The sequence below is a fragment of the Streptomyces sp. NBC_00659 genome (genome assembly GCF_036226925.1).
Classification (GTDB): domain Bacteria; phylum Actinomycetota; class Actinomycetes; order Streptomycetales; family Streptomycetaceae; genus Streptomyces.
This window is the reverse complement of the sequence record NZ_CP109031.1, coordinates 7239686-7264588: the sequence shown is the minus strand read 5'-3', so window position 1 is coordinate 7264588 and position 24903 is coordinate 7239686. Positions and strand designations below refer to the sequence as shown.

Here is a 24903-nt window from a genome sequence, read left to right as displayed (position 1 = left end):
CGCGCCGCCCGAGGCCGCCGCGGCGCGGGATCTCGTTTGCTCCGTCCGGGCGCCGCTGCGAGAGTCGTCGCCATGCCTGCCTTCACCACGTACGACGGGACCGAGCTGAGGTTCGACACCTTCGGGGACGGCCCACCGGTGGTGTGTCTGCCCGGCGGCCCGATGCAGGACTGCGCGTATCTCGGGAACCTGGGCGGGCTGTCCGCGCACCGGCGGCTGACCATGATGGATCCGCGCGGGACCGGCGGGTCGGCGATCCCGGCGGATCCCTCGTCGTACCGCTGCGACCGGCTGGTCGACGACGTCGAGGCCCTGCGCGAGCATCTCGGCCTCGACCGCATGGACCTGCTCGCGCACTCCGCCGGGACGAATCTGGCGGTGCTCTACGCGCAGCGCCACCCGGAGCGCGTCGCGCGCCTCGCGCTGATCACTCCGAGCGTCTACGCCGTCGGGGTCGAGATCACTCCCGAGGACAGACGGGCGACGGCGCTGCTGCGCCGGGACGAGCCGTGGTTCCCCGAGGCGTTCGCGGCGCTGGAGAGGATCGTCGCCGGGCACGGGGACGCCGACGCGTTCCGTGCCATCGCGCCCTTCTGGTACGGCCGTTGGGACGCGGCCGCGCGGGCGCACCGGGACGCGGAGGACGAGCACAAGAACCACGAGGCCGCGGCCCGCCATGCCGACGGCGCCTTCACCCCGGACGCCACCCGGGCGGCACTCGCCCTCCTGCCGTCCCCGGTGCTGGTGCTCGCCGGGGAGGTCGACCTGAATTCCCCGGCGCCCGCGATGGCCGAGGTCGCCGCCCTGTTCCCGCGCGCCGAGCTGGTCGTCCAGGCCGGCTCCGGGCACTTCCCGTGGCTCGACGATCCGGAGCGGTTCGTGGCGGCGACGGAGGCCTTCCTGGCCGGCCCCACCCGCTGAACCCGCTGACCGTCCGGCCCGCCTGCCGAGGCCCCGGCCACTCCTGACAGCAGGGGCCCCGACGGCGCACACCCCGCCGGGTGAGGCGGGCGGGCCCGCAGAGGCGGGCCATGCGAGAGGGGCCGCCCCGGGCGAGCCGTCCGGGACGGGCCCGCTCAGGGCGGAGCGGTCCCGGACAGGCCGAGGAAGGCTGCCGTCAGGCGGTCCGGTCCAGATCCTCCCGGTCGACCCGGAATTCCGGCGCCTTCCCGGACAGCAGGCGTTCGGCCTCCTCCAGCACGGTCAAGCCGAGGCGAGCGACCTCGTTGCCCTGCGAACCGGCCAGGTGGGGCGTGATGAACGCGTTCGGGAGGTCGTGCAGCGGGGAGTCGGCGGGCAGCGGCTCGGGATCCGTGACGTCGAGGATCGCGCTGACGTGCTCGGCGCGCAGTGCCTCGATCAGGGCGTCGTGGTCGACCAGGGAGCCGCGCGCGGTGTTGATGAGAACCGACCCGGCGGGCATCAGCGCGAGTTCGCGGCGGCCGATCAGATGCCAGGTCTCCGGGGTCTGCGGGGCGTGGACCGTGACGATGTCGCTGCCGGCGAGCAGATCGTCGAGCGGCAGCAGGGGGACACCGAGCGCGGCCGCCCCGGCCTCGTCGACGTAAGGGTCGGCGAGGCTCACCGACAGGTCGAAGGGGCGGAGCAGTTCGATGAGGCGTCTGCCGATGCGGGAGGCGCCCACGATGCCGACGCGGCGGCCGAAGTTGCCGATGCCGGGGAGGATCTCGCCGTAGGGGAAGGCGCGTTCGGCGCGCAGGCGTTCCCGGTGGGCGAAGACGTCCTTGCCCGCGAGCAGGATCATGGCGAGCGTGTACTCGGCGACGGGCAGCGCGTTCGCGGCGGCGGCCGAGGAGACGACGATGCCGCGCTCCCACACCTCCGGTGTCGCGAAGCTCTTCACGGAGCCGGCGGCGTGCAGTACGGCTCTGAGCTTCGGCGCCGCGTCGAGCGTGTCCGCGTCGAGCACGGGACACCCCCAGCCGGTGATCAGGATCTCGGTCTCGGCGAGACGGGCCCGTGCCCGTGGCCCGGTGAAGTCGCCCGCCACCGAGGAGAGGTCGATGTCCAGCAGCTCGCGCAGCCGTGCGAGCGTGTCCGGAGGGAAGATCCGTGTCACGTTCCCCGGGGTCATGGCGAACATCGCCACAGGCCGTCCCGAGGACAGCTCCGCCAGCCCCTCGGAGGGCCTTTCCTCTGGACGCTCGGACGGCATCACCACGGGACGCTCGGGCAAGGAAGTGGCCTTCCGGTTCGGTGACGCCGAGGACGGCAACCGCTTTCTACGGTAGACCGCGCCACGTCAGCGGGTCAACGGACCGGTCTGCCACCTGGGCGGACCGGCAAGGTACGTTCCCCGGGTGGCCATCGCACGGGCCACGTTCAGCGACTTCCCGGGGAGGGACGACAGGGATGACCCTGACCAACTGGGCCGGCAACATCACGTACGCGGCCGAGGAGCTGCACCGTCCCGCCTCGCTCGACGCGCTGCGCGCGCTGGTCGCGGACAGCTCCCGCGTCCGGGTACTGGGCAGCGGGCACTCGTTCAACGAGATCGCCGAGCCGGGCGCCGACGGTGTCCTCCTGTCGCTGACCGCGCTGCCGCCCACGGTGGACGTCGACACGACGGCCCGTACGGTACGGGTCTCCGGCGGTGTCCGGTACGCCGAACTCGCCCGCCGGGTGCACGAGCACGGACTCGCGCTGCACAACATGGCCTCGCTTCCGCACATCTCGGTGGCGGGATCCGTCGCCACCGGCACCCATGGGTCCGGGGTCACGAACGGGTCGCTCGCCGCCGCCGTGCGCGAGGTCGAGCTGATCACGGCGGACGGCTCCTCCCTGGTGATCGGCCGTGGCGAGGAGCGGTTCGGCGGCGCCGTCACCTCGCTGGGCGCGCTCGGTGTGGTCACCGCGCTCACCCTCGACCTGGAGCCGGACTTCGAGGTGAGCCAGCACGTGTTCACCGAACTGCCGCTGGAGGGGCTGGACTTCGAGACGGTCGCGGCCTCCGCCTACAGCGTGAGCCTGTTCACCGACTGGGGCCGCCCCGGTTTCCGGCAGGTGTGGCTCAAACGGCGCACGGACCAGCCGTCGCCGGACTTCCCGTGGGCGGCTCCCGCGACCGAGGCCATGCATCCGGTGCCGGGCATGCCCGCCCGCAACTGCACCGAGCAGCTGGGGGTCCCGGGGCCCTGGAACGAGCGACTGCCGCACTTCCGGGCCGAGTTCACCCCGAGCAGCGGGGCCGAACTCCAGTCGGAGTATCTGCTGGCCCGCTCGGACGCGACGGCGGCGCTGCACGCGCTGGACGCGATCCGCGGGACGATCGCGCCGCTGCTCCAGATCTGCGAGGTGCGGACCGTGGCCGCCGACGACCAGTGGCTGAGTCCGGCCTACGGCCGCGACACCGTGGCGGTGCACTTCACCTGGGTCGAGGACACCGAGGCCGTCCTGCCGGTGGTACGCCTGGTCGAGCGGGCGCTGGAGCCGTTCGGGCCGCGGCCGCACTGGGGCAAGGTCTTCACCGTGCCGTCGGCGGTGCTGCGCGAACGGTCGCCGCGGCTGGCCGAGTTCAGGGCGCTGGCCGACGAGCTCGACCCGGCGGGCACGTTCACCAACGCCTTCGTGCGGGACTTCCTCCACCCGGTCCTCTGACCTCCCTCGCCCCTTCCTCCACCCCATTTCCTAACCCCTTGTCGAAAGTCCCCGGCGGGCCATAACCTGGCGCGGCGCCGGGGCCGAGGAGCCGGGCAACCGGTTCGCGGGAGCGAGGGGGAGCCCCATGAAGCGCGGCACATCACGCGACATCCGCACCGCGAACCGGTACGAGGTGCTGCGCCAGATCATCGCCGAATCCCCGACCTCGCGGCAGGAGTTGGCGGCGGCGACCGGGCTCAGCCTGGCCACGGTCGCCACGCTCGTCGGTGAGCTGCTCGACCTCAGGATGCTGACCGAGGTCGGGTTCGAGGACTCGGCGGGCGGCCGTCCGCGGGGACTGGTGGCGGTCAACGCGGCCGGGGGCGCCCTCATCGGTGTCGACATCGCGGAGACGTACGTCCGTGTCGAGCTGTTCGACCTGGCCCTGAACGTACTGGCCCGCGCCGACGAGGACATGCGCCCCGGCGAGAGCCGCCCGGAGCAGGTCGTCGGGCATGTCGCGGCCGCCGTCGGCTCGGTGGTCGCGCAGGCCGGGGTGGAGGGCGCCCGGGTCCTTGGCGTGGGCGTCAGCGTCCCGGGGCAGGTCGACCGCGACACCGGGATCGCGGAGTACGCGCCCAACTGGGACTGGCACGACGTGCCGCTGCTCGAACTGCTCGCGGAGCACATCGCCTACCCGCTGTACCTCGACAACCCGCTGCGCGCCTGTGCCGTCGCCGAGTTGTGGTTCGGCGCGGCCCGTGGACGCGGTGACGCCGTCGTGGTCAATCTGGGCACGGGCGTGGGCGCCGGTCTCGCCCTCGGCGGCGGGCTGCACCGGGGGGTCAGCAACAGCGCCGGCGAGTGGGGTCACACCACCCTCGTGCTGGACGGCCGGCTGTGCCACTGCGGCAACCACGGCTGCGTGGAGACGTATGTCGGGGCTCCCGGGATCATGCAGAACCTGCGGGAGCTGAGCCCCAGGAGCACCCTGTTGCACCCGGAGGACCAGACCGCCACGATCGACGCCCTGGCGTCGGGTGTCGCCGCACAGGACCCTGTCGCCCTCAAGGTCGTGCGCGACACCGCCCGTTATCTCGGCGCGGGGATCTCCGACCTGGTCAATCTGCTCAACCCCGAAGTGGTCGTGCTGAGCAGTTGGGTCGCGGCCACGCTCGGGGAACCGCTGCTGCGCGAAGTGCGCGAGGCCGTCGCCCGGCACGCGCTGCGGCGTCCGCTCGCGGCCACGGAGATCGTCCTCTCGCCCATCCCGACGGACCCGGTCTGCCTGGGCGCCGCCACGTTCGCCCTCGAAGGCGCGCTCCAGTCGGTCGGTCAGCGCCCGGCCAGGCGGACCGCCCCCGCCAGGAGCCGTACAGCGCCTCCGGCGTGAGCGCCGGAACCGGCCCCAACGGTACGGCCTGATCCAAGTACCTCGATATCGCGGCGAGTTGATCGGTCACGGTCCGCCGCCCCGGTGGCACAGGACCGGTGGCGTCCGGTATCCCGAACCCCCGGCAACGCTTCACGCCGACTTCGTCCAACCCCTTGCCGAAGCCTTAGCGGAAGGTTAACGTCCCGCACCGCACGGCCCGTTCGAGCCGCGGTCGCCCGCGGCCCGCATGCACAGCGCACTCAAACCGCCCACAAGACAAGGACGTCACCATGTCGGCATTGAGCAGCAACTGGGACCGTCGATCCGTACTGCGGGCCGCCGCCGGCCTCGCCGCCCTCGGGCCACTGGCCGCGTGCGGCAGCAACAACGGGCGCTCCGGGGGCGGGAGTTCGGGCAAGGAACTGGTCCAGTACTTCCACGCCTACGGGGAGGCGGGCACCGAGCAGGCCATCAAGAAGTACGCGAAGGCCTACGACAAGGCACAGGTGACCACGCAGTGGATCACCGGCAGCGACTTCGAGAGCAAACTGTTCGCCTCGCTGCTCACCAAGAACGCGCCCGATCTCTTCGAGTTCCACCCGCAGATCCAGCTCGTCAAGAGCGGCCAGGTGGCAGACCTCAGCGGCATCATCGATCCGGTCAAGGACGACTTCAACCCGGCCGACATCGCCTCGCACACGGTCGACGGGAAGATCTACGGCGTCCGCATGATCGACGACCCCCAGTTCTTCTTCTACCGGCCCTCCCTGCTGGAGAAAGCCGGCGTCAAGGTGCCGACCACCCTCGACGAACTCGTCGAGGCCGCCGCCAAGTTGACGACCGGCAAGGTCAAGGGCCTGTTCATCGGCAACGACCTGCACGCGGTCATCAACCCGATGATCTGGTCCGCGGGCGCCGACACCCTCGACGACAAGAACCAGATCGCTTACCACACCGAGGGGGTCAAGGAGGGACTGACGACGATGCGGAAGCTCTTCACCAGCGGCCACCTGCTCCTCGACGCCCCCGCCGACTACTGGGACCCGTCGGCGATCAACCAGGGCCTGTGCGCGATCCAGTTCTGCGGGATGTGGGCGATGCCGCAGATACAGAAGGTGCTCGGCGACGACATCGGAGTCTTCCCCTTCCCCAAGGTCACGGACGCGGGCAAGCCGTCCGTCTACAACGGCGGCTGGTCGATGTTCGTCAACGCCAAGGGCAGGAACGTCGACCTGGCCAAGGAGTACGTGAAGTGGCTCTGGATCGACCAGAAGAAGTACCAGGAGGACTGGTCGCTGTCGTACGGCTTCCACATCCCGCCGCGCTCCTCGCTCGCCGCCTCCGCCACCAAGCTCAAGTCCGGCCTGCCCGCCGAGGGAGTCGAACTCTTCGGCCAGTACGGGCACTTCGACAACATCGGCTGGACCCAGTCCATGATCACCGCGCTTGAGGACGTCTTCGCCAACGCTGTCCGCAAGGACGGCGATCCGGAGGCCGCGCTCGACAAGGCGGACGTGACCGTCAACCGCGAGCTGAAGAAGCTCTTCGGATAGACCGGCGGACGGACCTCGACATGTCGACCACCACGTCGCACGAAGTCCCGCGCTCCGCCCCGGCAGAGGCCACAGCGGCCCGGCCCCGGCGGTTCCGGCGGGACGGCAGCACCGTCAACTTCTGGCTCTTCACCGGCCCCTTCCTCATCGGCCTGATCGTCTTCGTGTACGTGCCGATCGGCTGGAGCCTGTGGCTGAGCTTCTTCGAGGCGCGCTTCACGGTCACCCCGGACAAGTTCGTCGGCTTCGACAACTACCGGCAGATGCTGGAGAACAGCAACTTCACCGGCTCGCTGGTGACGTTCACCGTCTTCGCCGCCTTCATCGTGCCGCTGACCTGGGCGCTCTCCCTGGGCCTCGCCCTGATGGTGAACCGGCTGCGGTTCATGCGGGCGTTCTTCCGGTCGGTGTTCTTCCTGCCGACCGCGTGCAGCTACGTCGCCGCCTCGCTGATCTGGAAGATGTCCATCTTCAGCGGGGTCCGCTTCGGTCTGATGAACACCGTGCTCGGCTGGTTCGGCGTCGAGAACATCGCCTGGCTGGCCAACCCCGATCCACCCTGGTACTGGCTGGTCATCGTGAGCGCGCGGCTCTGGCTCCAGGCCGGCTTCTACATGATCCTCTTCCTGGCCGCCCTGCAGAACATCCCGCCGGAGCTCTACGAGGCCGCCGCGATAGACGGTGCCGGTCCCGGCTGGCAGACCTTCCGCCACATCACCCTGCCGCAGCTGCGGGCCACCTCGACGGCCGTGATCCTGCTGCTCCTCGTGGCCGCCTACCAGGCCTTCGACGAGTTCTTCAACCTGCTCTCGAAGACCACCTGGGGCCGGCCGCCGCTCGTCGAGCTGTACTACACGGCGCTGGGCCAGGCGCAGGACTACGGAGCGGGCAGCGCGGGCGCGGTCATCCTCACCCTGCTGATCTGCATGGTGACCCTGCTCCAGGGCACGTTCATGGGATTCGGACGCGGGGAGAAGGCCGAATGACCGCCGTCACACCGAACCGCGCAACCCACGCCGCCGCGCCGCGGAAGCGCCGGCGGACCGGCCGGGGAGGGACCCTCGGCAGCACCGGCCTGTACATCGCCACCGGGGTCGCCGGCCTGCTCTTCCTTGTCCCCTTCTATCTGCTCGTGCGCAACGCCCTGTCGACCGACGCCGCCATCACCGGCGAGAACTGGCAGTTCTTCCCCACCGACCTCAAGTGGGGCAACATCGGCGAGCTGTTCGACGACCCCACCGTCCCCTTCGCCCGCTCCCTGTGGAACTCCGCCGTCGTCGGAGTGCTGCACACCCTCGGCACCCTGCTGGTCTGCTCGCTCGCCGGCTACGGCCTCGCGCGGATCCCGTACCGGCACGCCGACAAGGTCTTCTACGCGGTGCTGGTGACCCTGATGGTCCCCTCCGCCGTGACCTTCGTGCCGAGCTTCGTGCTCGTGTCGTCGCTCGGCTGGGTGGACAGTCTTCGCGGCCTCATCATTCCGGGGCTTTTCAGCGGTTTCACGTGCTTCCTCTTCCGGCAGTACTTCTTGGGGTTCCCGAAGGAGCTGGAGGAGGCGGCGCGCATGGACGGGCTCGGCTACTGGGGCGCGTACTGGCGCGTCGTCGTGCCCAACTCCCTCAACTTCTTCGCCGCGATCGCGACCATCACGTTCATCAGCGGCTGGAACGCCTTCCTGTGGCCGCTGGTCATCGGCCAGGACCCCGACGCCTGGACCGTCCAGGTCGCGCTGTCCTCGTACATGACGAACCAGACCGTCAACTTCCATCTGATCTTCATGGCCACGGCCATTTCCATCCTGCCCCTGGTGTTCGTGTTCCTGTTCCTCCAGCGCTGGCTGGTCCAGGGAATCGCGCAGACCGGCATCAAGGGCTGAACTAGGAGACGCATGTCTTTCCGCACCGCTGAAGGAGCACCCGCCTCTCCCCCGTCACCCACCGATCACGTCGAGGACGTCTCCCCCGGCAGCGGCGCCCTTCCGCCCCGCGCCTGGTACGCGGCCTCGGACGCCCGGTCCCTGTCCCTGAACGGCGGCTGGGACTTCCGCCTCGCGCCCACCGCCGACGCCGAGGACGACTCGTTCGCGGCCGAGGGGTACGAGCCCGCGGGCTGGGCCCAGGTGGAGGTCCCCGGCCACTGGGTGCTGCAAGGTCACGGATCGCCGATCTACACCAACCACCTCTACCCGTTCCCCGTCGACCCGCCGCGGGTACCGACCGAGAACCCGACCGGCGACCACCTGCGCCGCTTCGACCTGCCGGCGGACTGGCCCGCGGACGGCGGTACGGTCCTGCGCTTCGACGGGGTCGAGTCCTGTGCCCGGGTCTGGCTGAACGGCACGGACCTCGGCGTGTTCAAGGGCTCGCGGCTGCCGCACGAGTTCGCCGTGGGCCATCTGCTGAAGCCGGGCGGCAACGTGCTCGCGGTCCGGGTGCACCAGTGGTCGGCGGGCTCCTACCTGGAGGACCAGGACCAGTGGTGGCTGCCGGGCATCTTCCGCGATGTCACGCTGCTGCACCGCCCGCCGGGCAGCGTGCTCGACTTCTTCGTGCACGCCTCCTACGACCGTCACCAGGGTCTGGGGACCCTGCGCGTCGACTCCGACGTCGACGGGCGGGTCCTCGTGCCCGCCCTGGACATCGATGTCGCGACCGGGACACCGGTCACCGTCCCGGTGCTGCCCTGGACGGCCGAGACGCCCCGGCTGTACGACGGCGAACTGGTCACCGAGGGCGAGCGCGTCCCCCTGCGCGTCGGCTTCCGTACCGTCGCGCTCGAGGACGGTCTGATCAAGGTCAACGGCACGGCGGTCCTCTTCAAGGGCGTCAACCGGCACGAATGGCATCCGGAGAAGGGCCGCGCCCTCGACCCGGAGACCATGCTCGCCGACGTGCTGCTGATGAAACGGCACAACATCAACGCCGTGCGCACCTCGCACTACCCGCCGCACCCCGCCTTCCTCGACCTCTGCGACACCTACGGCCTGTGGGTCATCGACGAGTGCGACCTGGAGACCCACGGTTTCACCGAACAGGCCTGGCGCGACAACCCCGTCGACGACCCCCGCTGGACACCCGCGCTGCTCGACCGGGCCGCGCGCATGGTCGAACGCGACAAGAACCATCCGTCGGTCGTCCTCTGGTCCCTCGGCAACGAGGCCGGTACCGGGCGCGGCCTCACCGCGATGGCCGAGTGGATCCGCGGCCGCGACGGTTCACGGCTCATCCACTACGAGGGCGACCACGACTGCCGTGACACGGACGTCTATTCACGCATGTACGCCGATCACGCCGAGGTCGAACGGATCGGCCGGCACCAGGACGGCGGGGGGCCGATGCGACGCCGGCTCCCCTTCATCCTGTGCGAGTACGGGCACGCCATGGGCAACGGCCCCGGCGGCATCGCCGACTACCAGAGCCTGTTCACCTCCTACGAGCGTCTCCAGGGCGGCTTCGTCTGGGAGTGGATCGACCACGGCATCCGGGACGGGCGTCACGGGTTCGCCTACGGAGGGGACTTCGGCGAGGAGCTGCACGACGGGAACTTCGTGTGCGACGGACTCGTCTTCCCGGACCGGACGCCGTCCCCCGGGCTCGTCGAGTACAAGAAGGTGATCGAGCCCGTCCGCATCGACGGCGGGGACTCCTTCTCCCCGCCCGGTGAGCGCCGGGAAGCCGTCGCGGGCTGGGACGGCACCGTGCGCGTCACCAACGGGTACGACTTCGCGGACCTCTCCGGCCTGGCCTTCGAGTGGTCGTACCAAGTCGACGGCGAGACCGTCGAGTCGGGCCCGCTCACGGTGCCCGCGCTGACACCGGGCCGGTCGGCCGACGTCAAACTCCCGGCACCGCCCGTGGATCCGCGCGGCGCCGGGGCACAATGGACGGTCCGGGCCGTACTGGCCGAGGAGACGGCGTGGGGGCCGCGCGGCCATGTCGTCGCCTGGACCCAACTGCCCGTGGCGGAGCCCGCGTCGCCGGCCGTCGCGCCGTCCGCGGTTCCGGTCCCCGGCGAGGGGGTGACCGTCCTCGGACCGGGCACCTTCGACAGCCGCACCGGTGCGCTGCTGTCCCTCGGCGGGATCGAGGTCACCGGACCCCGACTCGACGTGTGGCGCGCCCCCACCGACAACGACAACGGCGCGCACTGGCAGCCGGACGCCCGGCACGGCCCGCTCTGGCGCGCGCTGGGCCTGCACCGGATGCGGCACCGTCTGGACGCGGTGGAGGCGGACGACGACTCCCTGACCGTACGCACCCGGGTGGCGCCCGCGGCCCGGGACGTGGGCCTGCGCACGGTGTACCGCTGGACCTCCGACGGCACCCGGCTGCGGCTGACCGTGTCCGTGGCCCCGGAGGGCCGGTGGGAACTGCCGCTGCCCCGACTCGGCGTCCGGCTCGGGCTCCCGGGCTCCGCGGACCGGGTGACCTGGCTCGGCGGTGGCCCCGGAGAGGGATACCCGGACACCAGGTCGGCTTCCGTGAACGGACGTTGGGAGTCGACGGTCGACGCGATGCAGACGCCCTACGTGCGCCCGCAGGAGAACGGCGCCCGGCCGGACGTCCGCCGGGCCGAGATCGGCGGACTGCGGATCGAGGGCGACCCGGCCTTCTGGTTCACCGCGCGCCGCTGGACGACCGAGGAACTGGACGCGGCCGGCCATCTGACGGATCTGCGCCCCGGTGACACGGTCTGGGTCAACCTCGATCACGGCCAGCAGGGCATCGGTTCCCAGTCGTGCGGTCCCGGCGCCCTTCCGCGCTACCAACTGCGGGCCGCCCCGGCGGAGTTCTCGTTCGTGTTCTCCGTGATCCCGGGCTGAGGCCCTCGGTCCGGGTGCGGCCGGACGGCTCTCCCCGGCCGTCCGGCCGCACCCGTCAGTGGTCGGCGCAGCAGGGTGTCGGGTCCGGGACCTCGAAGGGCACCAGGGTGCCGCCGACGGCCGGCATCGCCGCGAGGACGAGCCGGCCCTCGCGCCACTCGGGGCGGACGTGGTCGCGGGTGACCAGCTTCGCCTCCCTGGCGGCCCCTCCGGGCGAGCCGAGCACGGCGACCTGGTCCACCGCGGAGACCTCCAGCAGCCGTGCGACGGTCAGGACACCGGTCAGGGCGTCGACTCCCGGGTACAGGACGGCACGGCCGCCCGTGCGCGCCCTGTGTTCGGCGGCCGCGTGGGCGGCTCCGGCCGCGAGTTCGTCGGGCCCGTGCCGGTCGCCGCCGAAGGCGACACCCAGGAGGGTGCCGGTCCCGGCGTCAGGACCGGCACCCGATCCACCGGCTCCCCCGCCCCCGTCGCCTTCCCCGGCACCGGCACCGGCACCGGCGATGGTGCCGGCGATGGTGCCGGCGATGGTGCCGGTGCCGGTGCCGGTGGCGGGCCTGCCGGAGCCGTTCTCCGTGAGCCACCGCCAGGCCGCACGGGCGACCCGCTCCGACGGCACGGCGAAGGACAGCGCCGTGTGCGGCCGCCGCCCGTCCCGTACGTGGTGCGTGCAGCCCAGCACGTCCGCGGGCAGGCCGAGTTCCGCGGCGAGCGCGCGCACCAGATGGTCGGCCTCCCGCAGGGCACACGTATGACCGGTGTCGACTCCGACGACGTACGGCTCGCTCACGACGGGAGGACCCACACCGGGTTGGAGTAGAACCACAGGTCCTTCCACGGGTCCGCGTCGCCGAGGACGTCCACGGCCGGGCCCGCCGGGTCGACCGACGCGCCCCTCAGGCCGACGGCGGAGCGGTTTCCGTCGGTGCCGCGCAGCCGGACGTACACCGGGCGGTCGACGGCGCCGAGGTCGTAGGTGAGCCGGACCGTGCCGGCCGACTTGTTCACCTCGTAGGACTTGGCGACCCGCGCGGTGGGGGCGGTGAGCGTGTCCCGGTCGGAGGCCGCGCCCGTGACATCGCCCTGGACGACGTCGACGCGAGCCAACTTGGGTACGAAACCGGCCCAGTTGGGGCCGCCGGCCAGTCCGATGTCCACGGTCAGGGTGACCCGGGTGCCCTTGCGCACATGCAGGGCGCCGCCGAGGGTGGCCCAGCGGCCGCCGCCGGAGACGCGCGCGTCGAGACCGCTGATGAGCTGCCCGTGGTCGACCCAGACCCGGCCGGCGCGGATGCCGTCCATCACGGCCGCGTAGGAGAATCCGTCGGAGCCCACGTGCGTACGGCTGTACTGGCCGGGCCAGTAGTCGCCCTGGGTGGTGTCGATCTTTCCGCCGTAGACCGGGTCGGTGTGCCTGCCGTTGGCGGTGAAGTCGCTGTCCGGTCCGCCGCGTACTGCGGTGTCCGTGTAGACCTGGTGGGAGTCGGAGTTGGCGGTGATCCACCAGGGCTTGCCCTCGGCGAGGAGGCTGTCCCACAGACCGCCGACGGTGGCCGTCATCCAGTCGAAGCCGCCCCAGGTGCGGTAGCTCTCCAGCGGGTAGCCGGCGAACGAGTTGGCGCTCGGGCTGCTGTCGTACAGACCGCGCGCGAGGCCCATGCCGTACGTCTTCTGGATGCCGCCGGCCTGGTGGCCGGGCGCGCCCTCGAAACCGACGGCGATCTGGTGGGACGCGGGGGTCGCGTCGCGCCAGGCACGGATCTCGTGCGGGGAGTCGAGGCCCTTGCGGGCGGGGTGGTTGGCCAGCATCAGGATGTCCTTGACGCGGCGCCGCTGGACCTGCTCGGCAAGGAAGTTGAGGCCGGCGATGGCGAGCGCCTCGTTGGCGGGCGTCGAGTCGGAGGCACCCTTGACGCTGCCGTCGTAGTCGGTCTCGAACTGCTTGAGGACCGCGACCTCGTTGCGGCCGGGGTGGACGAAGACGGTGCCGTGCTCGGCGGCCGGGATGTTCCATTCGAGGCCCTGGAAGACGAGGGTGTCCCCGTAGGCCTCCCGGGCCGCCTGGATGTCCGGGTTGACCTTGTCCACACCGATCTTGGCGTGGGTCTCGCTGCCGTGGTCGGTGATGACCATCCAGTCCAGGCCGTGCGCGGCGCCCTGCCGGACCTGGTCACGGACGCGGTACTTGCCGTCGCTGCTGTACTGGGTGTGGATGTGGTGGTCTCCGGCGAGCCACAGGAAGCCGTTCTTTCTCCGGCCGCCCGTGGAGGCGTACGCGGGGGTGGCGGCCCCCTGCGCGAGGACGCCGGCGGCGGCGAGGCCGGCGCCGAGCAGTCCCGCGCGGCGCAGCAGGGAGCGGCGCGAGCGCTGCTCGGGGGTGAGGGCCTCGTCGGGCACGGCGGTGTCGAAGGCGGCGGGCAGCGTGGTACCCGTGCCCTCGTGGCCGTGCGGGTGATGATGGTGATGCCCGTGCTCGTGTCCGTGCGTGTGGCCCATGACCGCCTCCTGAATCCCGCCCCGCCCCTGCGGACGCGTCATGAGGAGGTTCGGGGCGGAGCATGAACGGCGGGCGGCCCCCTCGTGTTCGTGGGGCGACCTGGAACGGTCAACTGGCTTTACCTATAAGCCTGTTGCTCCACACCCTGTCCGTTGCGTCATGAATTCCACGGAGTCGGCGGCCATGCGGGACTAGGCTTCTGCCTGGGTTCCCCAGGAAATGTTCCGTGGCTAAAAGGTGGTCCTCATGGCTCGTGCCGGACTCACGACCGAGCGGGTCGTGCTGGCGGCGGCCGATCTCGCGGACGAGATCGGCTTCGAGAACGTCACGGTGGCGGCGCTGGCCCGGCAGTTCGGGGTGAAGGACGCGAGCATGTACGCGCATGTGAGGAACGTCCGGGAGCTGCGCGAGCGCATGGCGCTGCTCGCGTCCGGCGAGATGATCGACAGGATCGCCACCGCCGTGGCCGGACGGGCCGGAAAGGACGCCCTCGTCGCCTTCGCCGACGCCTATCGCGCCTACGCGCTGGAGCGGCCCGGCCGCTACCGGGCCACCCACACTCAGCCCGACCCGGCCCTGGTCGCGGAGCGGCCGGAGTACCGTCGCACGGCGGAGGTCACCGCCGAGGTCACCTATGGAATGCTCCGCGCCTACGGGCTGTCCGAGCCCGATCTGACCGACGCCGTGCGCCTGTTGCGCAGCACGTTCCACGGTTACTGCGCCCTGGAGGCCATCGGCGGCTTCGGTGCCCCGCGCTCCGTGGAGACGTCCTGGAGACACGCGCTGGACGCACTGCACGTGACCCTGGAGAACTGGCCGCGCGCCGAGGACGGGACCTGACCGGCGCCCCTCGCTCCGGGCCTACGAAACCGGCAGGCGAGACCAGCTGTGCGACGACGCCTGCCGGTCGCCCACCGGGCACCGCGTCGGCGTCGTGGCGCCGACCGTCCGCCACGGACCGGTCCGCGAGCTCACGGACGAATGGCGGCCCTGTGGACCGCTCATCAGTCGGCGGCCTTCAGGCGGCCCAGTGCTTCTCCGAGGCCGAGTTCGGTGGCTCCACGGGTCTGGAAGCCCTGTTTGAACAGCTCGGCCGTACGCCGCCGAGTCTCCTCGGACCGGACGAGTTGCTGGAACAGGGCGGCGTCCGCGCGTACTTCGGCAGGACTCGGCAGGCTGACGGCGTTGACGGCCGACTTGGCCGCGATCAGCGCGTCGCGGGGGAATCCGCTGACGCGCGCGGCGACATCCGCGACGAACGCGTCCAGTTCGGCGTCGGGGACCGCACGGTTGATCCATCCATAGCGTTCGGCGAGGTCCGCGTCGAAGTCCGACGACGTCAGCACGGCTTCCAGTGCGCAGCCCCGGCCCATCAGCCGGGTGAGGTGCTGGATCGCGCCCGCGCCGGGGGGTGCCCCGATTCCCACTTCGGGCTGGCCCAGGACGGCGTTCTCCCGGGAGGCGAAGCGCATGTCGCAGGCGAGGAGGAACTCACTGCCCGCTCCCCGGGCACGGCCGCGCAGCTTGGCGACGGTGACGGCCGGCAGCAGGCTCAGTCTGCGGAACAGCATGCCCAGGGAGGCGTCGCCGGGGCCTCCGGCCTTCGCGGCCTCGGCGGTGTACTCGGGGACCTTCGTCATGTCGACGTGCGGGAAGAAGAAGTCGGCGTCGGCACTGTCGAAGATCACCACGCGCGGGGCGGTCGGGCGTGACAGTTCCTCCAGCAGCGCGACCAGGTCCCGCACGACCTCGGGGCCGATGAGATTCATCGGCGGCGCGTCGAACGTGGCGCACAGGACGGTGCCGTCCAGCCTCGTCCTGATGGTTTCGTACGAGGCGGCCATCTCTGTTCCTGTCATCGCTCGGGGGCCGTCCCTCTCGTGGACGCGGCACAGGGAGTGAGCTTTTCGCCCGTTGCGCCATGCTATGCCGCCTCTGGCCGATTCTCCTGACGACCCCGGCTCTGCGGTGGCTTCAGCCGCCCGCCGTGGCGACGTCGCCCTCGGCGCGGAAGGGCGCGTCCAGCGCCGTGATGTTGCGGGCCTCCACAGGGGTGGAGATACGGCGGTGCACATCCTCCAGCAGGTTCGATATCGCCGTCCGGAAGATCTCGGCCCGGTGGTCGCCGAGGAAGTCCGTGTGGCCGAACACCTCCAGGATGACCAGGCCGTGCAGGTGCCCCCACGCGCTCAGGAAGAGAGCGGTCGCGGCGGGCGGCACGGCTGCTTCCGGGCTCTCCGCCGGCATGTGTTCCAGGTGGGCCCGCAGCGAGGGTGAGAGCGGGGGGACGTCGGCCGCGGCGAGCTGCGCAGGGGTGAATCCGCCGAACAGCTCGCGCTGGAAGGCCGCGCCCATCCGGCGGACCGCCCGGGTGGTCGGGCCGTCGAGAGGGGCCGCGTAGTACCGCAACGGCGTTCCGTAGAGAAGCTGGAACCGCTCCGGGTTGTCGATCGCCCATCTGCGATAGCCCTCGGCAGCGACCACCGTCCCCGGCAGGACCGAACCGTCCGCCTGGGTCCCGCCGTTGTCGACGGCGGCCCGAACGGCGTCGGCCAAGTCGTCGTACGCCTTGGTGATGAGCGCCGTGACAAGGGCGTCCCGGCTCGGAAAGTAGTGGTAGAGCGCCTGCACGGTCATACCCAGTCCCCGGGCGACCGCGCGCAGGGACAGCGCGTGCGGCCCGTGCTCGGCGAGGTGGCGCTCGGCGGCGTCCAGGATCTCCTGGACGGCGACCGCACGGCGCCGCTGGCGCAGGGAGGGCGGCGGGGGTGGAACCGTCACGGGTTCGTGTGCGGGCATGAGGAAAATCTAACACTGCCAAATGTTTTTGCCGCCCGCTAGCTTCGTTCGTGGCGCCAGTTCCCCTCCCCTGTCGAACTCCCCTCTCAAAGGAGAACGGTCATGTTTGACCGCTTGGCCGAACTGGCCATCCGCCGGGCCCGGTTGGTACTCGCCGTCGCCTTCGTTGCCGTGGTCCTCATGGGCGCCCTCGGCGTCGGCGTGTTCGGCAAGCTGAAGGGGGGCGGGTTCGACGACCCGGCCTCGCAGTCCAGCCGGGCCGAGAAGGTCATCGACGGGAGGTTCGGCGGGGAGACGAACCTGGTCCTGATGGTCCGTGCGGAGAAGGGCCGCGTCGACACGCCGGCCGCCGAGCGGAGCGGCCGGGCCCTGGCGGCCGACCTCAGGGCGGAGCGGAACCTGCGGAACGTGGTCTCGTACTGGGACTCGGACAGCCCGGCCCTCCGCTCCGGGGACGGCCGCGAAGCCCTGGTGCTCGCCCATGTGAAGGGTGACGACACCCAGCGGGAGAAGAACGCCAGGGCCCTCATCGACAAATACACCGGACGTCACGCCGGCGGGCTCGGCGTACGGGCCGGAGGCGGCGCCGCGGTGAGCGACGACATGTCGACACAGGTACCCAAGGACCTCGTGCTGGCCGAGGGAATCGCCGTACCGGTGACTCTCGTCCTGCTCCTGTTCGTCTTCGGCAGCGTGGTCGCGGCCCTGTTGCCGCTGGTCGTGGCGATCGTCGCCATCGCGGGTACGTTCGCCGAGCTGACCCTCCTCGGCGGCGCCACCGATGTCTCCGTCAACGCGACCAATCTGACCACGGCCCTGGGCCTCGGCCTCGGCATCGACTACGCCCTGCTGATGATCAGCCGGTTCCGGGAGCGGCTCGCGATCGGGGAAGCCGTGGACGACGCCGTACGGCACACCGTGCGCACCGCGGGCCGTACGATCGCGTTCTCCGCCGCGACGGTGGCCGTGGCACTCGCCGCGCTCCTGGTGTTCCCGCAGTACTTCCTCCGGTCGTTCGGCTACGCGGGGATCGGTGTCGTCGCCATCGCGGCCGTCGCCACCCTGTTCGTGATGCCGGCGCTGTTCGTCACCCTGGGGCACCGGGTCAACAGCGGGCGGCTGCCGTGGGCCAGGCCGGGGCGCGTCGCCACCAGGGCGCCCCTGTGGGGACGGCTGGCCCGCACCGTCATGCGGCGGCCCGCGCTCACCGCGCTGCCCGTGCTCGCGGTGCTGCTGCTGGCCGCGAGCCCGCTGCTCGGCATCAGCCTCGGCACGCCCGACGAACGCGTGCTGCCCGAGGACGCTCAGAGCCGTCAGGTCGCCACGGAGCTACGGGACAAGTTCGAGGGAAGTGACGACGCGGCCGTCCACGTCGTCATCGACCAGCCGGTGGACAAGGCCTCGCTGGACTCGTACGCGACCGAACTGTCCACGCTCAAGGGCGTCCTCCGCGTCGAGGCGGGCCCGGGAACCTATGTCGACGGTCGGTCCACCGCGGCCGGCGACGCCGCCCTCAGCCGCCCCGACGCACAGCGGATCAACGTGGTGAGCGGCCTGGTACCGAAGTCGGACGCCGCCCAGAGCCTGGTCGAGGACGTGCGGGCGGTCGCACCGCCCGCCGGATCACAGCCCCTGGTCGGCGGAGTCGACGCCGCGCTGGTCGACTCCAAGCACTCCGTCGGCAGCCGGATCCCGCTCGCCCTGGGCCTGGTGGCGCTCACCACCTTCGCCCTGCTCTTCCTGTTCACCGGCAGCGTCGTGCAGCCACTGCGCGCGCTGGTCCTCAACGTCATCAGTCTGGGCGCGACCCTCGGCGTCGTGACCTGGATCTTCCAGGACGGCCATCTCGCCTCCCTGTTCGGCGTCACCGCGCAGCCGATGGAGACGGCGATGACCGTGCTGATGGTCTGCATCGCCTTCGGACTCTCCATGGACTACGAGGTGTTCGTCACCAGCCGGATCAAGGAACTCCACGACCAGGGCGAGGACACCGAGACCGCCGTCGGGGACGGCCTCGGCCACACGGGACGCATCGTCACCGCGGCGGCCTGTCTGCTCGCGGTGAGCTTCTTCGCCTTCGTCACCGCCGAGGTCAGCTTCATGCAGATGTTCGGCCTCGGCGCCGGACTGGCCATCCTCATCGACGCCGTCGCCGTACGCGGCGTCCTCGTCCCCGCCGCGATGCGCCTGCTCGGCCGCTCGGCCTGGTACGCGCCCGGCTTCCTGCGCGGCTTCCACGGACGGTTCGGTCTCAGCGAAGGCGGTCCCGCGCCCCGGCCCGCGGCTGCGTCGAAGCCGCCGTACCTGAAGAACTCGACGGAGGTCTGACCACGCGACCGCACCCCGGTGCGTGCCCGCCTCCACCGCCCGGGAGGCGGGCACAGGCGCGCATCGGCAACCGACCGGCCCGGGACGGCGAACGCTCGTCTAGAGCAGCCCCAGATCGCCCAGTTCCTTGTGCAGGTCCGCGCGCGGGTTGGTGGGGTCCGGGTTCGGGGCGCGGCGGGCGGGGGCCCCTCCGCCGCCGTCGGAGCGGGTGGGCGGCAGGGGGCGGGGGCGGCGGTCGCGGAAGAGCCAGGCGCCGGCCAGGCCTCCGATCAGGCCGCCGAGGTGGCCGAGCCAGCTCACCCCCGGTGTCCCTGGTACCGCGACGGTGAGCATGTAGGCGAAGGATGCCGCCATGACGACACCGATCAGGGTGTCGATCAGGTGCCGGTCGAAGATCCCGCGGACCACGACGTAACCGAAGTAGCCGAAGATCAGGCCGCTCGCACCCACCGTTTCCACATGGCCTCGTTCGAAGAACCACACCACGAGCCCGCTGGTCGTCGCCACCAGCAGGCTCAGTCCGAGAAAGCGGACCACACCTCGGTAGGCGGCGAGGAAGCCGAAGACGAACAGCGGGCCGGAGTTGCTCTCGATGTGCGCCCAGCTCCAGTGCAGGAAGGGCGCGCTGAGTATGTCGGGCAGCGTGCCGATGTCGTCCGACACCAGACCGTAGTCCCGCGAGAACGCGTAATCGTCGGCGTAGTTGGCCAGTTGCACCAGCCAGACGATCGCCAGGAAACCGAACATCACGAAGAACGCCTTCCGCGCCTCCGCGATCATCTGATCCGCGTTCACCGGGCCGGCGTCCGCTCTGCCGCCCCGGCCCTCGTCCGGACCACCCATGACACACCCCCCTGCCCCGGCGGATCCTTTTCCGCCTCACTCCGAACTCTAGGGAATGCCGGTGAGGTCGCCGCCGTTCAGGGGGACGATTCCGCCGGTGCCGTCGAACCGGAAGCACGCCGTTCCTCCGGCGGCCCAGGTCACCATCACGTCGTACGCTCCGGATCCCTTGTCCTCGGGCGTCGTCACCCGCACGGACACCAGGTCCGTGAGCGGGAGCGGGTCCCGGTCGGCCGTGAGGCGGACGAGCGCGACGAAGAGGGACGGGCCGTCCCCGGTGACGCCCTCCCCCGTTCCCGACAGGCCGTGCGCGGGCAGGAGTTCGGAGCGCGCGCCGTCCTGCGCGGCCCAGCCCGTGACCCGTACCGGCGTCCCGGGGTCCGCGCCCGACACCAGGTGGGCCCGGACCTCCACGGCCCCCCGCGCGACCACGAGGCAGCCTGCCTCGACGCCCTCCGAAACAGTGTGCCGGGACGCCGCCCAGCCCTCACCGACGCCGAGCGGCACGATCCGCGTCCGGCTCGCGCCGGCACCGACGATCACGCTGTTGTCGTACGACGGTGAGGGCGCCGTCACCGTCGAGTAGGCGAGCCGCGTGTAGTAGGGGTCGTAGCGGACGTCCTCGCTGCCGTGGTTGTGGAGGCGGACCAGTCCGTCCGAACGTGTCGACTGGAGCAGCCAGTTGGGCGGTCCGACCGGAGTGACGGCGTCGACGCGTTCCGCCGGGCCCGGTTCCTCCGTGGCCGTCCAGACCTCGTGCTCCGGGGGCAGCAGCAGGGCGACGAAGGCCTTGCTCGCCCAGTACGGCGAGGCGGGGCCGGAATAGTGCTGCACGAACGCCTCGTCGGGGCCGTGCCAGCCGAGGGTGAGCAGGCCGTTGCCGTCCACCGCGCCCCGGTCGAGGAAGTAGCCGAGGGCGCCGGAGGCGAGGCGCCGGGTCTCGCCCGGGGACAGGGGGGTTCGGCCGGTGAGCGCGCCGAGCCACAGGGGGGCGGTGGCCGCGAAGCGGTAGGTGAGCGAGCGGCCTTGGAGCATCGGCGCGCCGTCACCGCCGAACAGGCGGGCGTAGTCGCCGAGATGGGCCTCCAGACGGCCGGCGTACAGGTCGAGCAGCCGGGCGTCGTCCGCCAGCCAGGCGTGCAGCACCGGATAGAGGTGCATCGCCCAGCCGTTGTAGTAGTCGAACTTGCGCCCGTGGCCGTCGGTGTACCACCCGTCCCCGAGATACCACTGCTCGATGCGCTCCAGGCCGCGGTCGATCGCCGCGCGCGACGCCTCGGGCTCGTAGCCGATCTCCTGGAGGAAGCCGCCGACCGTCACCGGGAACAACTCCCAGTTGCAGGCCCAGGGTTCGGCCGTCAGCGCGTCACCGAGCCATGCGGCGGCCCGTTCCCGCACGCCGTCGTCCAGCCGGTCCCACAGCAGGGGCCGGGTCAGCCGCAGCGCGAGCGCGATCGAGGCGGCCTCGACGAGTGGCTGGCTGCGGTCCTCGACCCGGGGCCAGACGCCCGCCGTTCCGGCGGCCAGCCCCCGCGCGTACCGCTCCAGGGTCTTCTCGTCACGACGGAAGCCCGCCAGCAGCAGCGTACGGGCGTAGCCCTCCAGGCCGTCGGAGAGTCTGCCCGCGCTGCTCGTGCGGTTTCCGGGGAAGTGGTAGAGGGCCTGGTCGTCGGTGGCGTACGGGGCGACCGCGGCGAGCAGGGCATCGGCGGTCGCCTCCCAATGGGCGCGGGTACGGCCGGTGTACGGGCTGAGAGAGCGGTCCTCGGCGGGTTCGACGGGCATCTCAGGGGCTTCCTGTCCGGGCCGGGCCCGGCGTCTCGCGCGCCGGGTGTCCGGCGGGTGGCCGGGGCGGATACCTGGGGCGCCCCGGTTCCGGTCGGGACGCCCCAGGGGCTCATCCCACCCTCACCAGGGCCCTCGGCACCAGACGCAGGGCGAGGAGTTCGTCGCGGACCAGGGCCGCGTACACCGTGGCCCCGTGCACCGAGGTGTGGGTGTTGTCCCGCTTCTCGTTGTAGAGGTAGACCGCCTTGGAGCCCTCGACGCCCAGCGACTCGACGACGGCCTTGGTCTTCGCCGTGAGGTCGATGAGCGGCACGTTCCCGGCGGCGGCGACCGAGCGCACGACGGCCGGGTGGTCCACGCCCAGGCCGTTCACCAGCAGCGCGGTGCCGTTGTCCAGGGTGCCGTCCGCGTTGAACCAGCGGCGGACGATCGGTGTGACGAGGACGGGGTCGCCGCCCCGCGCGCGGACCCCCGCGACCAGCGTCTCGAGGTTCGCGCGGTAGGTCGCCTCGTCGGTCGTCTTGTCGTTGTGGGCGAGCTGGATGAGCACCAGGTCGCGTTCGCGGATCAGCGTCCGGACCGTCGGGAAGAGCGCCGGGTCGGCGAGGTAGGTGACCGTACTCTCCCCGGAATCGGCGTAGTTGGCGACCGAGAGGCCCTTCCTGAAGTACTGCGGCAGTTGCTGGCCCCAGCCGGAGTACGGGTCGCCGGGCTGGTCACAGACGGTCGAGTCGCCGACCAGGAAGATCTGCCGGGTGCGTGTGCGGCCGTCCTCCCGGCGGTCGGGACCGTGTCCGCCGGGGAGGGCGGAGGTCACCCGGATGCCGGCGAGCGCGGGCGCCGAACCGCCGATGACCAGGTCCAGGCCGGGGGTACCCGCGGGGCCGGTCGGCTCGCCCTCGGGGGTGCGGACGTCGACGGTGAAGGCGCGCGCGACCGGCCGGCCCGCCTCGGTGGCGGTCTCGGGGAGCAGGGAGCGACGGGTCTCTCCGCTGATGGACGTACTGGCCGCGGCGGGTCCGCCGAGCAGCACGCTGACGTCGTACGTGCCCGGCGGAACGTCGAAGTGGCAGGCGGTCGCCGTGCAGTTCTCCGTGCCCGGGCCGGGACTCCCCGCCTGGGCCCGGGCCGGGCCGGCCGACAGGGTACCGGCGGCGGCCACCGCCAACAGCGGCACGGCGATGGTGAGGCGTCTCATGGGCGGCTCCTCCGGCAGGACAGCGGGACAGCGGGGCGGCGAGCGGCGAGCGGCGAGCGGCGAGCGGCGGAACAGGGGAACGCGGAGCGACAAGGCGAGAAAGCAAGAAAGCGACAGGACGGTGCGGCAGGACGGTACCGCTCATGGGCAAGCGCTTTCTAGAGTGCGGCCGAATTTCCTACGACTGCCAACTTCCCTTCGATGAAAGCCCTTTCGCGATGACGCTTCAACTGTCACGCTGCGAAACACCCGCACCTCCCCGCTCCCGAAGGAGGCACCCCCATGTCCGGATCCCTGAACAGGCCGGTCCGCCGCCGCGCCTTCGTGCTCGGCGGCGCTGCCGCCGCCGGCACCGCGGCCCTCTCCGGGCCGCTCGCCACCGCCGCGTCCGCCGCGTCCTTCGGCTGGAGCGACGACGGCTCGAACTACGTCGTCGACACCGGCGCGAACCTCGTCTTCAAGGTGAGCAAGACGAACGGAGACCTGACCTCGCTGGTCTACCGGGGCACCGAGTACCAGGGCTACGGAGGCAAGAACTCGCATGTCGAGTCCGGCCTCGGCAGCTCCACCGTGACGGTCAAGCAGTCCGGTACGACGATCCTGATCTCCGTGGCCTACGGCACGCTCAAGCACTACTACGCGGCCCGCAGCGGCGAGAACAACATCTATCTGTGGACCAACAAGGCCGACACCTCCGTCAGCGCGACGCGCTACATCGTGCGGGTCAAGGCCGGTCTGTTCCTCAACGACGAGCCCGATTCCTACACGTACGCGCCGACCGTCATCGAGTCCGCGGACGTGTTCGCGAAGTCGGACGGGCAGACCCGCTCGAAGCACTACGCGAAGCGCCGTGTCATCGACTACTCCGCGATCGGCTGGACCACCGGAAGCGTCGGCCTGTACGTCGTCCGCTCCAACCACGAGAAGGCCTCGGGCGGCCCGTTCTACCGTTCCCTGCTGCGCCACCAGAGCACGGACGGCGGCGGCCTGTACGAGATCCTGTACTACGGCGAGAACCAGACCGAGGCCGAACGCTTCGGTCTCCAGGGCCCGTACGTCATCGCCTTCACGGACGGCGGCACCCCCTCCTCCGCGCTGTACCCGGGCACTCTGACCACCGCGTGGGCGGACTCGCTCGGCATCTCCGGGTACGTCGCGGCGAGCGGCCGGGGCAAGGTCGCGGGCGTCGGCATCTCGGGCCGCGACACCGCGTACGCGTACACCGTCGGGCTCGCCAACTCGGCTGCCCAGTACTGGGGTTCGGCGCGGTCCTCGGACGGTTGGTTCTCGATCGGGGGCGTCCTGCCGGGGACGTACACCCTCACGGTCTTCAAGGGCGAACTCGCCGTCCACACCACCTCGGTGACGGTCGCGGCCGGTGGCACAACCACCCTGAACACCATCGCCATCGCCTCCTCGAACGACCCGGCCAACGCGACCGCGATCTGGCGGATCGGCACCTGGGACGGCACGCCCGCCGGGTTCAAGAACGCGGACCTGATGACGTACGCGCATCCCTCCGACGTCCGGGCCGCCGCGTGGACCGGCAACGTGGTCATCGGCAGCGGCAGCGAGACCGCGTCCTTCCCGGCGTACATCTGGAAGGACGTCAACAGCGGTCTGCTCGTCTACTTCAAACTGACGGCCGCTCAGGCCGCGGCCGCGCACACCCTGCGGATCGGGGTGACCACCGCCTACGCGAACGGACGGCCACAGGTCACGGTCAACAGCTGGGTGTCGGCGATCCCTTCACCGCCCACCCAGCCGAGCACCCGTTCGCTGACGGTCGGTTCGTACCGCGGCAACAACACCACGTTCACGTACAGCGTGCCCGCCAGTGCCTGGCTCGGCGACACCGGCCAGTACAACGTGCTGAAGATCGACGTGGTGAGCGGATCGGGGACGACGTCGTATCTCAGCGCCGGGACGTCGATCGACGCGCTGGATCTGCTGGCCTGACGCCGGGAACGCCGGCCCCTTCCCGGCGGCGCGGGACGCACCCTACACACCGGGTCGGGTGAGGACTCACATTCCCCCCAGACCTGCCGAAGGGCGACTCCGAGGTGTCACACTGGCCTCTCCCGGGTGGGGGCCCGGGAG

The 24903-nt window shown here is 71.2% G+C and carries 19 protein-coding genes; 11 read left to right on the top strand and 8 right to left on the bottom strand.

Annotated elements, in window-relative coordinates; genetic code table 11:
• Positions 1 to 72 precede the first annotated feature (72 nt).
• A complete protein-coding gene (locus tag OG410_RS31700; RefSeq protein ID WP_329302226.1) occupies positions 73 to 921 on the top strand; it encodes an alpha/beta fold hydrolase in 849 nt (282 codons plus the stop codon).
• Positions 922 to 1117: 196 nt separating this feature from the next.
• Here OG410_RS31700 and OG410_RS31695 read toward each other — a convergent pair whose 3' ends face one another.
• Positions 1118 to 2095 (bottom strand): hydroxyacid dehydrogenase, encoded by a 978-nt coding sequence (locus OG410_RS31695; protein ID WP_329302225.1) that lies wholly within the window; start codon positions 2093 to 2095, stop codon positions 1118 to 1120.
• Between OG410_RS31695 and OG410_RS31690 the strand changes: the two genes are divergently transcribed.
• The 7 genes from OG410_RS31690 to OG410_RS31660 all read left to right on the top strand — a co-directional run bounded on the left by OG410_RS31690 (position 2094) and on the right by OG410_RS31660 (position 11350).
• On the top strand, positions 2094 to 2252 hold the full coding sequence (locus OG410_RS31690) for a hypothetical protein (protein ID WP_329302224.1): 159 nt from the start codon (positions 2094 to 2096) through the stop codon (positions 2250 to 2252). The genes OG410_RS31695 and OG410_RS31690 overlap by 2 nt on opposite strands.
• A gap of 121 nt (positions 2253 to 2373) precedes the next feature.
• Positions 2374 to 3618 (top strand): FAD-binding protein, encoded by a 1245-nt coding sequence (locus OG410_RS31685; protein WP_329302223.1) that lies wholly within the window; start codon positions 2374 to 2376, stop codon positions 3616 to 3618.
• Between the two features lie 127 nt (positions 3619 to 3745).
• Positions 3746 to 4993 carry an ROK family transcriptional regulator gene (locus OG410_RS31680; protein WP_328672153.1) on the top strand — a complete coding sequence of 416 codons (1248 nt, stop codon included), beginning with the start codon at positions 3746 to 3748 and terminating at the stop codon, positions 4991 to 4993.
• A 272-nt stretch (positions 4994 to 5265) separates the two neighbouring features.
• On the top strand, positions 5266 to 6528 hold the full coding sequence (locus OG410_RS31675; RefSeq protein WP_329302222.1) for an ABC transporter substrate-binding protein: 1263 nt from the start codon (positions 5266 to 5268) through the stop codon (positions 6526 to 6528).
• A gap of 20 nt (positions 6529 to 6548) precedes the next feature.
• Positions 6549 to 7514: a carbohydrate ABC transporter permease gene (locus OG410_RS31670; RefSeq protein ID WP_329302221.1), complete on the top strand. Its 966-nt coding sequence runs from the start codon at positions 6549 to 6551 to the stop codon at positions 7512 to 7514.
• Complete coding sequence (locus tag OG410_RS31665; RefSeq protein ID WP_329302220.1) at positions 7511 to 8404, top strand: carbohydrate ABC transporter permease; 894 nt, start codon at positions 7511 to 7513, stop codon at positions 8402 to 8404. Before OG410_RS31670 ends, OG410_RS31665 begins: the two co-directional genes overlap by 4 nt.
• A 12-nt stretch (positions 8405 to 8416) precedes the next feature.
• A complete protein-coding gene (locus OG410_RS31660; RefSeq protein ID WP_329302219.1) occupies positions 8417 to 11350 on the top strand; it encodes a glycoside hydrolase family 2 TIM barrel-domain containing protein in 2934 nt (977 codons plus the stop codon).
• Positions 11351 to 11405: 55 nt separating this feature from the next.
• Here the strand turns inward: OG410_RS31660 and OG410_RS31655 are convergent, their stop codons facing one another.
• The gene (locus OG410_RS31655; RefSeq protein WP_329302218.1) at positions 11406 to 12140 is read right to left on the bottom strand and encodes a hypothetical protein; all 735 of its coding nucleotides are present in this window, start codon (positions 12138 to 12140) and stop codon (positions 11406 to 11408) included.
• On the bottom strand, positions 12137 to 13846 hold the full coding sequence (locus OG410_RS31650; protein ID WP_329302217.1) for a PHP domain-containing protein: 1710 nt from the start codon (positions 13844 to 13846) through the stop codon (positions 12137 to 12139). The genes OG410_RS31655 and OG410_RS31650 overlap by 4 nt, the downstream gene beginning before the upstream one ends.
• A 247-nt stretch (positions 13847 to 14093) precedes the next feature.
• Between OG410_RS31650 and OG410_RS31645 the strand changes: the two genes are divergently transcribed.
• A complete protein-coding gene (locus tag OG410_RS31645; RefSeq protein ID WP_329302216.1) occupies positions 14094 to 14687 on the top strand; it encodes a TetR/AcrR family transcriptional regulator in 594 nt (197 codons plus the stop codon).
• A 164-nt stretch (positions 14688 to 14851) separates the two neighbouring features.
• Here OG410_RS31645 and OG410_RS31640 read toward each other — a convergent pair whose 3' ends face one another.
• Positions 14852 to 15706, bottom strand: a complete 855-nt coding sequence (locus OG410_RS31640) for an enoyl-CoA hydratase/isomerase family protein (RefSeq protein ID WP_329302215.1) — start codon at positions 15704 to 15706, stop codon at positions 14852 to 14854.
• A gap of 115 nt (positions 15707 to 15821) precedes the next feature.
• On the bottom strand, positions 15822 to 16646 hold the full coding sequence (locus OG410_RS31635) for a TetR/AcrR family transcriptional regulator (RefSeq protein ID WP_329302214.1): 825 nt from the start codon (positions 16644 to 16646) through the stop codon (positions 15822 to 15824).
• A 102-nt stretch (positions 16647 to 16748) separates the two neighbouring features.
• Between OG410_RS31635 and OG410_RS31630 the strand changes: the two genes are divergently transcribed.
• Positions 16749 to 18974, top strand: coding sequence for an MMPL family transporter (locus OG410_RS31630; protein WP_329302213.1), 2226 nt, complete (start codon positions 16749 to 16751; stop codon positions 18972 to 18974).
• A gap of 99 nt (positions 18975 to 19073) precedes the next feature.
• Here the strand turns inward: OG410_RS31630 and OG410_RS31625 are convergent, their stop codons facing one another.
• From OG410_RS31625 to OG410_RS31615, 3 genes are all read right to left on the bottom strand, one after another.
• Positions 19074 to 19817 (bottom strand): rhomboid family intramembrane serine protease, encoded by a 744-nt coding sequence (locus OG410_RS31625; RefSeq protein WP_329302212.1) that lies wholly within the window; start codon positions 19815 to 19817, stop codon positions 19074 to 19076.
• Between the two features lie 48 nt (positions 19818 to 19865).
• On the bottom strand, positions 19866 to 21602 hold the full coding sequence (locus tag OG410_RS31620) for a DUF2264 domain-containing protein (RefSeq protein WP_329302211.1): 1737 nt from the start codon (positions 21600 to 21602) through the stop codon (positions 19866 to 19868).
• A gap of 112 nt (positions 21603 to 21714) precedes the next feature.
• On the bottom strand, positions 21715 to 22803 hold the full coding sequence (locus OG410_RS31615) for a rhamnogalacturonan acetylesterase (protein ID WP_329302210.1): 1089 nt from the start codon (positions 22801 to 22803) through the stop codon (positions 21715 to 21717).
• Between the two features lie 282 nt (positions 22804 to 23085).
• On the opposite strand from OG410_RS31615, the gene OG410_RS31610 reads away from it, so the two are divergent.
• Positions 23086 to 24762: a rhamnogalacturonan lyase B N-terminal domain-containing protein gene (locus OG410_RS31610; RefSeq protein WP_329302209.1), complete on the top strand. Its 1677-nt coding sequence runs from the start codon at positions 23086 to 23088 to the stop codon at positions 24760 to 24762.
• Positions 24763 to 24903: the final 141 nt, after the last annotated feature.